The sequence below is a fragment of the Streptomyces sp. NPDC127119 genome, assembly GCF_042677425.1.
GTDB lineage: Bacteria > Actinomycetota > Actinomycetes > Streptomycetales > Streptomycetaceae > Streptomyces.
Window position 1 is genome coordinate 40,483 of sequence record NZ_JBHXTO010000052.1, and the last position, 14,268, is coordinate 54,750.

Sequence of the window (14,268 nt, forward strand, 5' to 3'; positions counted from 1 at the left end):
AGCCACCCGGCGGGCGGGAATTGTCAGACAGGCCCTAGTGGGCGGATGTGCCGCCGGGACGGATCAGGCCCGTCTCGTACGCCAGGATCGTCGCCTGCACCCGGTCCCGCAGGCCCAGCTTGGTGAGCAGGGCGTTGACATGGGTCTTCACGGTTCCGGTGGTCACGCCGAGGGCCGCCGCGATCTCCGCGTTGGCCAGGCCCGCGGCGATGTGGAGCAGTACTTCCCGTTCGCGCGGGGTGAGTTGTCCGAGTGCGCCGGTGACGGCGGGCGGCGGGGGCGCGCCCTGCGCGAAGGTGTCGATCAGGCGGCGGGTGACGGCCGGGGCGAGGATGCCCTCGCCGGAAGCGACGACGCGCAGGGCGGACAGGAGTTCCTCGGGCTGGGCGTCCTTGAGGAGGAAGCCCGAGGCTCCGGCCCGCAGCGCCTCGTACACGTACGCGTCGAGGTCGAAGGTGGTGAGGACCAGGACCCGGGGTCCGGGCTTGAGCGCGGTGATGAAGCGGGTCGCGGTCAGGCCGTCCATGCCGGGCATCCGGATGTCCATCAGGACCAGGTCGGGGGCCTCGCTGGTGGCCAGCTCCACGGCGGTCGCCCCGTCCCCGGCCTCGCCGACGACGGTCAGGTCGGGTTCGGCGTCGACGATGGCGGCGAACCCGGCGCGGACCACCGCCTGGTCGTCGACGACCATCACACGTGTGGCGACGGGGACACCTCCTGGGACGGGGCCGGGACCGGCTCCGGGCCGGGTCCGGCCGCCAGCGGCAGCGACACCCGTACGGTACCGGCAGGTTCGAGGGTGAGACGGGCCCCGACGGCGGCGGCCCCCGCGCGCAGGCGGTCCGCGGCCGGGCCGTGCACCGCCAGGCGTACGCCGCTGATCGTGAGGTGGAGTGCTCTGCGGCGCCGCCGCAGCCGCACCCGGGCGGGCCCGCGGTCACCGGCGCCGAGTGCCGCCTCCACCAGCCGGTACGCCGTCAGCGCCACCGGCTCCGGCAGCCCCGCGGCGGATGCGGGGAGCCCGCGCACGGTCACCTGCCGTCCGGCGAGGCCCGCCGTCCGGCACAGCGCGTCGAGGGCGAGGGGGAGGTCGGGGGCGGGCGCGTGGGCCTGCTGCCGGGCCGGTCCCGGCAGGTCGCCGTTCATCTCGTGGAGCAGTTCCCGCATGGCCTTGAGCGTGGCGCGGGCCTCGGTGGCCACCTCGTCCAGCTCTCCCCCGCGGGCGAGTTCGACGAGCGCCGAGGTGCGGTCGAGCACCGCGTCCCGCAGCCGTGCCGCCAGCAGGTACCGTTCGGCGCCCGCCGCGTACCGGGCCTCCCAGCGGGAGATGCTGAGCGCGAGGTCGTCGCGGGCCACGGCCCGCAGGCGCCGGCCGCGGACGATCAGCCCGGCTCCCCAGGTCAGGGCGAACAGCAGCCCCAGGAGTATCCCGAGCGGCACGATGATCGCCGCCATGGTGAGCAGGGACGGCTTCTCGCCGACCAGTGTGCCGTCGGCGGCGGCGGTCACGGTCAGCGCGACGGCGCTCGCGCCCGCGGTCACGAACGGCGAGGGCCAGGTGTGGACGCCGCCACGGCCGTAGGCCCCCAGGGCGTACACGGCCAGGGCCTCGGTCAGCAGGCCGCCCGCGAGGAAGGGCGACGCCTGTCCGGACAGCGGAGTCGCCACACAGGCCACCGGCCACAGCCAGGACGAGGCGAGGACCGCGGCGAGGACCGCCCAGGGCGCCCGGCGCCGCCACAGCAGCGGCAGCGCGTGCAGGGTGAGCAGCGCGGACACCAGGCCGATGTTCCACAGGCCGGTGGAGTCGTCGCGGTGGGCCCAGTCCTCCGCGTCCGTCAGCAGGATGATCAGGGGGAGCACGGCCGCGGTGAAGGCGAGCGCGAGGTCCGCCAGCCGCTGCTCGCGCGGGAAGTCGCGCCGTCGCGGACGTACGCCGGGCTGCCGGGGCCCCGTGGTGTCGGGCAGCGTGGCACGCACGCGCCAGCCCCCGTCGGGCCGGGGGCCCGCGGTCAGTTCCCCGCCGAGGGCCACCGCGCGTTCGCGCATGCCCGCGACGCCCCTGCCGGAGCCCATGTCCCCGAAGTCGGCCGTGCCGCGCGCGGCGGTGTTGTCCACGGTCAGCTCCAGCGTGCCGCCCGCCGTCCCTGCCGCCGTCCCGGCCAGCCGGCGTACGGCGACCCGCAGAGCCGAACCGGGCGCGTACCGCAGGGCGTTGGTGAGGGCTTCGCGCACGATGCCGTGCACCGCCTCGGCGGCGGGTCCGGCGAGGTCGTCGGGGATCTCGACGGCGATCGGGCGGCCCAGGCGGCCGAATCCGGAGACGAGTTCCTGGATGCGTCCGGTCATCGGGCGGGCGTCGGCGGGGCCCGCCTCCCGCATCACCGCGACCAGCCGCTGGATCGCCGCCAGGGTCTCGCGGCCGGTCCGTTCGGCGAACTCCAGTGCCTCGGCGACGAGTTCGGGCCTGCGGTCGCCGAGTCTGCGGGCCGCGTCCACGGTGACCACGACCGAGGTGAGGTGGTGTGCGCTGACGTCGTGCAACTCCCGGGCGAGCCTGCCGCGTTCGGACTCCCCGGCCCGCCGCCTGCTCTCCTCCGCGCCGGCCAGCAGCCGGGCCGCCGCCTGCCGCCCCGCCAGCCGTTGCCGCCGCGCCAGCCCGAGGCCCACGCAGACGACGTACGTGACGGCCTGCAGGGTCAGCTGGGTGGCGAGCGCGGGGTGGAGTCCGACGCGTACGACCGCCAGCAGCCAGGACGAGCCGACGGCCGCGGCCAGGGCGCCCGCGGTGACCGCGGTGGGACGGCGGACGGCGACGGAGTAGAGGGCGACCGGCAGACCCAGGTCGGTGTACGCGTCGTACTCCAGGGTCTGGCCCAGGACCGAGGTCCCGAGGACCCCCACCAGGGCCCGTACGGGCGCGCGTCGGCGCATGCTCAGCGCGACCGTCTCCACCGCGACCGCGACGAGCACGCCGGCGACACCGGCCGGGCCCGGTGCGGGGGCGTCCAGCAGACCGGCCTCGTCCCCGATGCACAGCAGCATCACCTGCACGGCGGCGAGCAGCCCCGGAAGCGCCCAGTTCCGTGTCGTCTCCATGTCAGGTCGTCTCCATGTCGGGCAGGCCCTGGGGCCCGCCGGTTTCTCCACCCCTGGGTAGAGGCCCCGGTCCTCCGCCGCGCCGACGACTCCCCGCCCGGCCGACGGAATGCTTGCGGGCATGGACATCAGCACGCTCACCGTCGTACTGAGCGCCGTCGTGGTCGTCGCGGCCGCGTTCCTCATCGCCTCCAACGAACCCCCGCTGTGGCTCTACGCGCTCGGCTGCGCGGGCTCCTGGCCGCTGAGCCACGTCCTGCTCGACGGGCCCGGCCGCACCGCCGGCCTCGGGGACGGTTCCGTCGGCGCGTGGGCGGTACGGCTCGCCGTCACCACCACCGTCACGGCCCTGCTGAGCTTCTTCGTCGACAAGGACCGCCGGGCCGGGGACACCGTCTGACGAACGGTCCCCCGGCGCTCAGGCGAGTTCGGGCTGCGGGTCCAGGTGCGGCGCCGGCGCGGGCTTCGGCTCCCAGGACGTCGTGGTCCGCACGTAGCCGTATATCACCGAGGTCATCGCCAGCAGCACGAGCGGTCCGAAGATCCACGGGTGGCGGGCCATCTCGGAGGGCAGGAAGCGGTACGCCACCAGGAGCCCGCCGAAGACGGTCGCGCCGTGGGCGGCGAGCCGGACCCCCGAGCGGTCCCAGCCGCGGTCGTACGCGCGCAGGGCCGCCTCTATCGTGAGGACGAACACCACACCGGCGACGAGGTCCGCCCCGTAGTGGTAGCCGAATCCGAGCGTCGCGGCCAGCGTCGCGATCAGCCAGAACGCGCCCGCGAACCGTATGAGCCGCGGGCCCTTCCTGGAGTGGATGAAGATCGTGACGGCCCAGGCGGTGTGCAGGCTGGGCATGCAGTTGCGCGGGGTGATGCCGTCGAAGCCCATGGGCTGCGGGGCACCGATCGGCGGTGGCGTCCGCGGCCACAGATCGCCCACCGCCCACTGGACGCTGGACGGGGCGTTCTGCGCCCACACGCTGACCGACGCCCAGTGCTCGGCGCCGTTGCCGAAGGCGAAGACCGGTCCGACGACCGGGAAGATCATGTAGACGGCCGGTCCGAGGAGACCGATCACCAGGAACGTGCGCACCAGGTGATGGACCGGGAAGCGGCGCTCGGTGGCGACATTGCGCAGTTGGTACAGGGCGACGACGACCGCGGCGACCGCGAGCTGACCGTAGACGAAGTCGAGGAGACCGAAGCCGAGCGGGCCGCTCGCGGTGACGAGCCTGCCCACCGGCCAGGACAGGTTGCCCAGCGCGTGATCGGCGGTCGCCATGTACTGGTCGAGCACCATCGGGCGGGTCTTCGAGGTGATGAGCAGCCAGGTGTCACCGGTCTTGCGGCCGACCACCAGCAGCAGGCCCAGCCCGACGCCCTTCAGCAGCAGCACGCGATCCGGTCCGGTGCGGCGGGTGAAGGCCATGACCGCGCAGCCGAGGATCACCCACAGCGCGCCGTTCCCGAAGGGGTGGCCGTCGGTGATCCTGATGTCGGCCGCCCACCGGACCAGCCAGAAGACGACGTCGATACCGACCGCGGCACCGACCGCGACGAACCGCTGCCGCCAGGGGAGCACCACCAGCGTCAACGCCATGCTGGCGTAGAGCAGCCCCCCGGACTTGGGGGCGAAGACCACTTCTCGCACCTGGTTGGTGATCGGCCCCGGCAGGCCGTAGTGACGTGCGGCGATCTCCAGCGCGATCATGAACCCGAGGGCCGCCACACCCACCACGGCCCAGAGTCTCACCCGTCGCCGGCGCCACAGGGAGGGCGCGACGCCGGGGTCTATTCGGGCGGAGACCTGCGATTTTATAGGTTTCAAGTTTTTCAGTCGATTGAGTAGGTGTTGATTCGGTAGGTGTCGCGCAGGCCCGAGCCGGGCCTCTCAGCAGGGGAAGACGGGGGGATCGGTGTTCGGGTTCCGGCCTCACCCCCGACCGCTGTGCCGCAGCCGCGCCATCAGCAGGGCCCCGCCGACGCCGGCACCCACCGCTCCCACCGCTCCCACCGCCAGGAATCCGCCGGTCGAGCGCCACGACAGCACCGACCAGCGGGACTGCGCGGAGAACAGCGATCCCGTACTCATCCATGAGCCGGTCGAGAGCAGCGACAGGGACGAGCCGATCGAACCGACCGACAGGGCGCTCCCGATCGAACCGACGGACAGGGCCGAACCGACCGACCCCACGGACAGCACCGAGCCCACCGAGCCGATCGACAGCACGGAGTCCTGGGACCACAGCGACAGCACCGATCCGGCGGAACCACGACCGACCGATCGTACGGACAGCTTTTTCATAGGGACATCTTGCCTGCCCGGTGCCCCTGCCCGGGAGATCCCGTACACGCTTACGTGCACGGCACATCCTTGCGAATTAACTTAGGTAAGGCTTACCGTACTGAGTCGTACCACTCGGGGCCCGGCCATCGACCGTCGTACCGGTCCCCCTCGGCGAGCGCTCCACCGACGCAGCCTGGCCGCCCTCCCCCAGTGCCCCACGGGCCTGGGAGGTGCCCCCAAGCCGGAACCCGCTCAGAGGACCCGCACGTGAATCGCTCCACCGGCTCCGCCGCCCAGCCCTCCCCCGCCCCGCCCTCCGCCGCCTTCGGCCTGTACGACCCCGCCCGCGAGCACAGCGCCTGTGGCGTCGGCTTCATCACCCGGCTCGACGGGACACCGGGCCACGACGTCGTCCGCAGGGGCGACGAGGCGCTGCGGGCCATCCCGCACCGGGGCGGCACGTCCGCCGAGGGTGTCGGCGACGGGGCGGGCGTGAGCGTCGACCTGTCGGTGGAGTTCTTCGGCGCGCTCACCGGGGAGCGGCTGCGCCCCGGGCACTTCGGGGTCGCCAACTGCTTCGTACCGACCGACGGCGCACGGCGTCACGCGTCGGTGGAACTGGTCGGCCGCGCCCTCGCCGCGCAGGGCTTCGACGTCCTGCTCGTCCGGGACGTGCCCGTGGACCACGGCGTCGCAAGGCCCGCCGCCGAGCAGTACCAACTCCCCATCGTGCAGTGGGTGTTCCGGGCCCCGGACGCCTGGGAGCGCCATGCCGTCGACTCGGCCGCGCACCGCGCCCTGCTCGCCGTCGAGGCCGTCGCCTACGCCGACGACGCGTACGCCGGGCTGTATCCGCTGTCGCTGAGCGCGCGCACCCAGGTGCTCAAGGGGCGGCTCAACTCCGGGGAGATCGTCGGGTACTTCCGTGACCTGTGCGACCCGCGGCACTCCGTGCGCTCGCTGTACTTCCACACCCGGTTCTCCACCAACACCGAGCCGCATCCGACGATGGCGCAGCCGTTCCGGCTCATGGCCCACAACGGCGAGCTGAACACCGACCGCAAGAACCGGCTGAGCGACGAGGCGCTCGCGCGGGCCCGCACCAGGAGCATCGTCCGGCCGCCCGGCCAGTCCGACTCCAGCCGGCTCGACCAGACCCTGCAGAGCCGGGTCTCCGACGACGGGCTCGACATCGTCGAGGCCGTCGTGTCGCTGATGCCGCCCGCCTGGGAGAACGACCGCACCCTGCCCGTCTCCGTCCGCGACATGCTGGAGTACTTCTCGCTGTACGAGGAGAAGAACGACGGGCCCGCCGCCGTCATCTTCAGCGACGGGGACGTCATCGGCGCCCGGCTGGACCGGCTCGGTCTGCGTCCGCTGCGTACCGTCGAGACCGCCGAGTACCTGATGGTGTCCTCGGAGGCCGGGCAGGTCGCGTTCCCCGACGAGGAGGTCGTGCACCGGGGGCGTATCGAGGCAGGCGGCATGCTCGTCGTCGACCACCGGACCGGGCGGCGGATGCGGACGCGCGAGGTGCTCGACTCCCTCGCCGCGCGCCGCCCCTACAGCGAACTGCTCGACGCGGCTCGGGTGAACCTCGACGACCTCCCCGCGCCCGACTACTACCGGGGCACGACCACGCTCGGGTACGAGGGCGACCTGACGCCCGCCGGACGGTACGTGGCGTACGGGCTGAACCAGGAGAGCTTCCGGTTCATGCTCGACCCGATGCTCGCCGACGGGTCGGAGCGGATCTCGGCGATGGGGTACGGCAACGCCATCAACGCGCTCAGCGACACCGAGGGCGGTATGGCGAAGTACTTCTCGCAGCGCTTCGCCCAGGTGACGAACCCGCCGCTGGACAGCATCCGCGAGGCCGACGGCATGAGCATGCGGGTCGCGCTCGGCCCCAAGCCGGACGGCACCGGCGACATCGCGGACGCCGGCACGGCCGGTGAACGGCAGCTCGTCGTGAACTCACCCGTGCTCGGGCACCTCGACATGGTCCGGCTGCGCGACCAGCGGATCGTGCCGCTGGAACGGTTCGCCATGCTCTACGAGCCGGTCGCCGGGGACACCACCGCGAACGCCGACGCCCTGCGGGACGCGCTGACGCGCCTGTGCGACGACGTGGAGCGGTTCGCCGCCGAGCGGGGCGGTATCGCGCTCCTCAGCGACCGCGCGATCTCCTCGACGCGGGCGCCGCTGCCCGTCGTCCTCGCCGTCGCCGCCGTCAACCAGCGCCTGATCGAGGCCGGGCTGCGGCTGCGCGTCTCGCTCGTCGCGGAGAGCGGGCAGCTGCCGTCCTCGCACCATGTGGCGACCGCGCTCGGCTTCGGCGCCTCGGCGGTCTACAGCCTCAGCGCCCGGCTGCGCGCCGAGGAGCGGCACCCGAGCGCGCCCGCGCCGGCGGGGGAGATCACCGGGACCGACCGGGCGCTGGCGAGGTTCCGCAAGGCGGCCGAGAAGGCGCTCGCCAAGACCATGGGGCGCGTCGGGCTGTGCACCGCCGAGAGCTACATCGGCGGCGCGTTCTTCGAACCGAACTACCTCGACACCCGCGACGACGTGTTCGCGCGGGCCTTCCCGCACATGGACGCCCCGGTCGGCGGGGTCGGCTTCGCGCGGATCGCGCAGGCCGCGACGGACTGGCACGAGCGTGCCCGCACGGTCGGGAGCGATCAGCAGATCCCGCTGCTCGGGCTGTTCAAGGAGCGCTCCGACGGCGCCGGGCACTCGTTCGGGGTCACGGCCGTGCGCGGGTTCGGCGACATGGTCGAGGAGCGGCCGGAGTTCGGGCGGCCCGGCGACTCGGACGCGCTGCGCCTGCTCACGCTCGGCCAGCTCGACGACGCGTTCGGCATCACGGAGGCCGCGTACCGGAACACGGGGTACGACGCGCTCAGCGACGCCGAGATCGACGCGTTCCGGATCACGCCGGGCTACCGCGCGTTCCTGCGCACGACCCACGAGGAGCGCTCACGCCGCCCCTCCGCCCTGCGCGACGTCCTGGCCCTCCCCGCGGACGTCACGGGCCTGCGCACCCCGGAGGACTTCGCCCGCGAACTGGGCCGGTTCTCCACCGACGGCAACGCGAGTGTGATGGTGCGCGGGGTGGCCGTGACGGTCCGGGCGGGCCGGACGGACCGGGCGGCCACGGCTGCCCCGGCCGTCCCGACCGCCGGGCCCGGCGAGGACACCCCGACCGTCCCAGCGGACCCGGCCACCCCTGCGGCCCAGGGAGCGCCGGGTCGAGCCGTCTCCGAGAGCCGCGCCGACGGCGACGCCCGCGGCGGCGACAGCGTCACCGTGCGCCTGCGGCTCGTCCCGGACGGCTCCGCGCCCGCCTCCGCCACCGCCACCGCCTCCGCCACCGACGGCGACGGCGACGCCCAGCGGCACCGCGCGCTCGCCGCCGGGCTCGCCCTCGCGCACCCCGGTGAGGTCGAGACGCTGGAGGCCGGTGCGGACGGCATCCTCGTCCTCGCCACCGGCACCGCCGCCCAGTTGCTCACGCTGCTCCGGAGCGCGCCCGCGAGCGTGGCCCTCGACGACGTGCGGCCCGCGCACGAGATCACCCGGGTGCTCGCCTCCGGCGCGATGAGCCACGGGGCGCTCGTGGCGACCGCGCACGAGGCCGTCGCGCACGGCACGAACATGGTCGGCGCCCTGTCGAACAGCGGCGAGGGCGGCGAGCACCACTCCCGCTACGGGACCATCCGCGGCTCCCGGATCAAGCAGTTCGCGTCCGGCCGGTTCGGCATCTGGGCGGGCTATCTCGCCGATCCGATGCTGCGGGAGCTGGAGATCAAGATCGGGCAGGGCGCCAAGCCCGGCGAGGGCGGCCAGCTGCCCGCACCGAAGGTGACGGTCGACATCGCGGCAGCTCGTGGCGGCACCCCCGGCATCGAGCTGATCTCACCGCCCCCGCACCACGACACGTACTCGATCGAGGACCTCGCGCAGCTCATCCACGACTGCAAGGCAGCCCGGGTACGCGTCGTCGTGAAGCTGGTGTCCTCGGAGGGCATCGGCACCATCGCGGTGGGCGTCGCCAAGGCGGGCGCGGACGTCATCAACGTGGCGGGGAACACCGGCGGTACGGGCGCCGCCGCCGTCACCAGCCTCAAGTACGCCGGACGCTCCGCGGAGATCGGCGTCGCCGAGGTGCACCAGGCGCTCGTCGCGAACGGCCTGCGCCAGAAGGTCGTCCTGCGCTGTTCCGGCGCGCACCAGACCGGCTCCGACGTCGTCACCTCCGCACTCCTCGGCGGCGACAGCTTCGAGTTCGGTACGACCGCGCTCATGATGCTCGGCTGTGTCATGGCGAAGAACTGCAACGTGAAGTGCCCGGCCGGGCTCACCACCAACGCCGAGGCCTTCGAGGGCGACCCGCGCGCACTCGCCCAGTACCTCCTCAACATCGCGCACGACGTCCGGCAGATCCTCGCCCGGCTGGGACTGCGGTCGCTGCGTGAGGCGCGCGGGCGCACCGACCTGCTGCAGTTCCTCGACCACCCCGCGAGCGTCGGGCGGCTCGACGTCCGCCGGCTGCTCGCGCGCGTGCCGGAGAAGGCCGTCGCGGACCCCGAGTACCTGGAGAAGGACTTCACCACCGACGACGCGCTCGTCGAACGGGTCCGCGCCGCGCTCCTGGACCGGCGCGAGCCGTCCCTGCTCGTCGAGGGCGTCCACCTGCGCAACAGCGACAAGTCCGTCGGCGGACAGCTCTCCATCGACATCGAGCGGCTCCTCAACCACGGGGGCCGGAAGAGCGACACCGGCGTACCCGCCGTCACCGTCGACGACCGCGGCCGGCGCCGCCTCGTCGACGGCGCCGTCCGCATCCGTACCACCGGCTCCGCCGGTCAGTCGTACGGCGTGTTCTGCAACGACGGGATCGCCCTCGAACACACCGGCACCGCGAACGACGGCGTCGGCAAGAGCCAGAGCGGCGGCCGGATCGTCGTCCGCGCCCCGGGCGGCGGCAGCGCCGAACGCGGCGGCAACGTCCTCGTCGGGAACTTCGCGCTGTTCGGCGCGACCGGCGGCCGGACGTTCGTGCAGGGGGAGGCCGGCGACCGGTTCGCCGTACGCAACTCCGGGGCGACCGCGGTCGTCGAGGGCGTCGGCGACTTCGGCTGCGAGTACATGACCGGCGGCACCGTCCTCAACCTCGGCGGCTTCGGCAAGGGCCTCGGCAACGGCATGAGCGGCGGGTTCCTCTACCAGTACGACCCCTCCGGCGAGGTCCGCGACCGGGTCAGCGCGGACTCGCTGCTGGTGTTCCCGGTGACCGACACCGGGCACGGCGCCTTCCACGAGCAGGCCGTACGGCTGCTGCTGGCCTGGCATCTGGAGGCCACCGGCTCCCCGCTCGCGGCCCGGCTGCTGGCGGACTGGGAGAGCGAGCGGCGGCACGTGTACTGCGGGATGCCCCGGGCGCTGCTGCTGTACCAGGACGCCGGTGAGATCCTCGCCGCGGCGAGCCGGGGACAGCTCCTCGACGAGCTGGCGACCTCGATCGCGACGGACAAGCTCCGCGCGTTCAAGGTCGACTACCGCGACCGCAGGACCGTGCTCGGCGGCCGTGCCCCGGCCTTCGGCGACCAGGGCGGCGACGACATGTTCTCGCTGCTGTCCTCGTACACCGTGCTCGGGGTCGCGCAGGATCTCGCGCTGCGGCGGGTGCCCGGGGCGAGCGGCCCGGACGACCCGCGGATCGCCGGGGCGGTCCGCAACCTCGTGCTCACCGAGGACTTCTTCGTCAAGCAGCGGGTCGTGAAGTACCTGCGCGGCACGCTGGAGCGGTTCGACGACGACGAACTGGCCACGCTCATCGCGGTCAAGCGCCTCGACGACTACAAGCGCGCCCTGCGGCAGCGCAACAACCTCAGCGTCGACGCGCCCGGCACCTACGGCTGGATCATGCACCAGAACGCCAAGAACGCGGGCCGCGTACGGGCCGCCCGCTTCGACGAACTGCTCGCGACCGCGGCGCTCGACGACCTCGCGAGCCGCCGCGTCCCGCAGGCCCCGACCGAGACGACCGAGACGGTGACCGCGTGACGCCCATGCCCCCGACCGGGCTCCTCATCCCGGCCGACGCGCCGTTCTCCGCCGCGCAGGAGTCCTGGCTCGCCGGGTTCATCGCCGGTGTCGCCGCGGCCGGACGCCGGGCCCCGGCCGCGGGCGACGCGCCCACGGCGACGGTCGACGTCCTGTTCGGCACCCAGACCGGGAACGCCGAGTTCCTCGCCGGTGAGGTCGTCGCAGGGGCCCGCGCGCACGGCCTCGGCGGGACCGCCACCGCGCTCGACGCCGTCACGCCCGAACGGCTCGCCGCGATGTCCCACGTGCTCGTCCTCGCCTCGACGTACGGCGAGGGCGAGATGCCCGACAACGCCGGACTGTTCTGGGAGTCGCTCCAGGCCGACACCGCGCCCCGCCTGGACGGGCTGCGGTACGCGGTCCTCGGGCTCGGCGACCGCGGGTACGACGACTTCTGCCAGGCCGCGAAGCTCATCGACACCCGCCTGGAACAGCTGGGCGCCACCCGGCTGCACGACCGCGTGGACTGCGACGTCGACTTCGAGGAGCCCGCGGCGGCCTGGACGACCGCGGTCCTGGACCGGCTGACCGCCGAGACCGGCGGTACGACGGTGACCGCCACGCCCTCCCCCGCGGCCGTCACGCCTGCCCCCGCGCCCGCCCCGGCTCCCCGCACCCGCTCCCCCTGGAACAGGCGCACCCCCTACCCCTCCCGCCTCCTGGTGAACAGGCTGCTGTCCTCGCCGGACAGCGCGAAGGAGATCCGCCACTACGAGTTCGACCTCGGCGACAGCGGCATCACGTACGAGGCGGGCGACGCGCTGGCCGTCGTACCGCTGAACGACGACGCGCTGGTCGGCGCGCTCCTCGATCACCTGGGCGCGGGCGGCGACGAGGAGACCGCCCGGCTCCTGCGCGCCGAACGCGAGATCCGCACCCCGTCCAAAGAACTGATCGCCGACCTCGTGGAGCGGGCGCCGTCGAGCGAGCTGGCCGCGGTCGTCGCGCACGGCGACCGCTCCGACCTCGGCTCCTGGCTGTGGGGCCGGGACGTGCTCGACCTGCTCCGGGACGCCGGACCGGCCGCCCCCGAACTGGCCGAACTGCTGCCGCTCCTGCGGCCGTTGCAGGCCCGCCAGTACTCGATCTCGTCGAGCCCGCTCGCCCACCCCGACCGGATCCACCTCACCGTCGCGTCCGTCCGCTACGACACCGGCCGGCGGACGCACGCGGGGGTCACCTCGTCGTATCTCGCGGACCGCGTCGCCGAGGAGGCGCCCGTGGGCATCTACCTCCAGCCCAACGCCTCCTTCGGCGTCCCGGCCGACGACGACACCCCGATGGTCATGATCGGCCCCGGCACGGGCATCGCGCCCTTCCGCGGCTTCCTGCACGAGCGGGCCGCGCGGGGCGCCCCGGGACGCAACTGGCTGTTCTTCGGCGACCGCCACCGCGACACCGACTTCGTGTACGAGGACGAGCTGGCCGGGCTGCGCGAGAGCGGCGTGCTCACCCGGCTCGACCTCGCGTTCTCGCGCGACCAGGCCGAGAAGGTGTACGTCCAGACGCGGATGCGGGAGCAGGCGCGCGAGTTGCACGCCTGGCTGGAGGACGGCGCGCACGTCTACGTCTGCGGGGACGCCTCCCGGATGGCGAAGGACGTCGAGGCGGCCCTGCTGGGCGTCATCGCCGGGCAGCGCGGACGCGGGAACGCCGACGCCGCCGAGTACCTGGCGGACCTGCGCCGGGCCAAGCGCTACGTACGGGACGTGTACTGAACATGACGGACCACCACAAGCCGTACCGGACCTGCGCGTTCGAGGGGTGCTGCGGCAGACGGAACAGCAGCGTGCGGCTGATCGACGCGCGGATGCCGGAACTGGCCCGCTGTCTGACGCTCTTCCGGTACGTCCAGGCGATCACCGGAGGGCCGGTCGCCCGGATCGAGCAGGCGGGCAGCTACGCGGTCCCGAGCCTGCCCGGCGAGGCGTTCGCCGTCCGGCCGGGCTCGATCGCCCTGCGTATCGACGGCGGCTCGATCGCCTCGGCCGTGGTCGCGCGGGACGAGGACACCGGAACGGTCGCCCTGAGCCTGCTCGACGCGGACGGCCGGACCGTGCACCAGGGGCGGCTGCTCTCCGAGGGTGACCGGCTGCTGGCCGGACTCGCCGGCACGGTCGCCCCGGGACTCCCGCCGGCCGGACCGTCCACCGCCGCACCCGGGGTACCGGAGTGGGAGAGCGGCGACCAACTCGCCCAGCTCGACGCGGTGCTGACGGACGGCGGGGCCGCCCGGCGCGCGGCCTTCCACCGCTACCGCGGCGAGCACCGGGCGATCGGGACCGACGTCGTGCCCGCGGTGCTCGACCACGTCTGTTCCGTCGGGCTGCCGATCGGGATCGCCGTGTTCGGACCGGGGGCCCTGCAGGCGTGCGGCGGCCGGGTGCACGTCACCGACCGGACCGTCGGCGGGCGGGTGTTCGCCGCGATCGCGGACAGCTCGGTGGAGATCGACCTCGCGGGCGTCCGGGCCTGCCGTCTCGTGCGCTCGACGGCCGCTCACGGCCCGACCTCGGCGCTCGAACTCGACGACGGGGACGGACGCTGTGTCGCGGTCGTCACGCAGTTCGGGATGGTCGGCGAGGACGTGCACACGGCGTGGGAACACCTGGCGGCGTCCCTGCCCGACACCTGACCGCCCGGCCGATCGACACGGCCAGGCGTCGGACTCCTGCACCTAGGACCTGTCCGGTCGATCACGGCGAAGGAAAGCTGCGGTGCCTTGTGGGCGCCGGTGAGCGGGGTGTGGTGCGTGCAGCTGCAAGGCGGAG

8 protein-coding genes are annotated in these 14,268 nt (G+C 73.7%); 4 read left to right on the forward strand and 4 right to left on the reverse strand.

What is annotated here, in order from left to right:
* Positions 1-34: 34 nt before the first annotated feature.
* Together ACFVH5_RS22495 and ACFVH5_RS22500 are read right to left on the reverse strand one after the other, a co-directional pair.
* Positions 35-691, reverse strand: a complete 657-nt coding sequence (locus ACFVH5_RS22495) for a response regulator (protein WP_385835388.1) — start codon at positions 689-691, stop codon at positions 35-37.
* Positions 691-3,099 carry a sensor histidine kinase gene (locus ACFVH5_RS22500; protein ID WP_385835389.1) on the reverse strand — a complete coding sequence of 803 codons (2,409 nt, stop codon included), beginning with the start codon at positions 3,097-3,099 and terminating at the stop codon, positions 691-693. Before ACFVH5_RS22500 ends, ACFVH5_RS22495 begins: the two co-directional genes overlap by 1 nt.
* Before the next feature lie 121 nt (positions 3,100-3,220).
* Here ACFVH5_RS22500 and ACFVH5_RS22505 point away from each other — a divergent pair, with 121 nt between their 5' ends.
* Complete coding sequence (locus ACFVH5_RS22505) at positions 3,221-3,499, forward strand: hypothetical protein (RefSeq protein ID WP_385835390.1); 279 nt, start codon at positions 3,221-3,223, stop codon at positions 3,497-3,499.
* A gap of 18 nt (positions 3,500-3,517) precedes the next feature.
* Here ACFVH5_RS22505 and ACFVH5_RS22510 read toward each other — a convergent pair whose 3' ends face one another.
* Both ACFVH5_RS22510 and ACFVH5_RS22515 read right to left on the reverse strand, forming a co-directional pair.
* Entirely contained in the window at positions 3,518-4,837 is a 1,320-nt protein-coding gene (locus ACFVH5_RS22510) for a phosphatase PAP2 family protein (RefSeq protein WP_385835391.1), read from the reverse strand.
* 195 nt (positions 4,838-5,032) lie between these two features.
* The gene (locus ACFVH5_RS22515; protein ID WP_385835392.1) at positions 5,033-5,404 is read right to left on the reverse strand and encodes a hypothetical protein; all 372 of its coding nucleotides are present in this window, start codon (positions 5,402-5,404) and stop codon (positions 5,033-5,035) included.
* Positions 5,405-5,653: 249 nt separating this feature from the next.
* Here ACFVH5_RS22515 and ACFVH5_RS22520 point away from each other — a divergent pair, with 249 nt between their 5' ends.
* Genes ACFVH5_RS22520 through ACFVH5_RS22530 form a run of 3 tightly spaced genes read left to right on the forward strand, consistent with a single transcriptional unit; the run spans position 5,654 to position 14,132 of the window.
* Positions 5,654-11,455, forward strand: a complete 5,802-nt coding sequence (locus tag ACFVH5_RS22520; RefSeq protein WP_385835393.1) for a glutamate synthase-related protein — start codon at positions 5,654-5,656, stop codon at positions 11,453-11,455.
* 5 nt (positions 11,456-11,460) lie between these two features.
* A complete protein-coding gene (locus ACFVH5_RS22525; RefSeq protein WP_385835397.1) occupies positions 11,461-13,215 on the forward strand; it encodes a sulfite reductase subunit alpha in 1,755 nt (584 codons plus the stop codon).
* A gap of 2 nt (positions 13,216-13,217) precedes the next feature.
* Entirely contained in the window at positions 13,218-14,132 is a 915-nt protein-coding gene (locus tag ACFVH5_RS22530; protein ID WP_385835394.1) for a hypothetical protein, read from the forward strand.
* Positions 14,133-14,268: the final 136 nt, after the last annotated feature.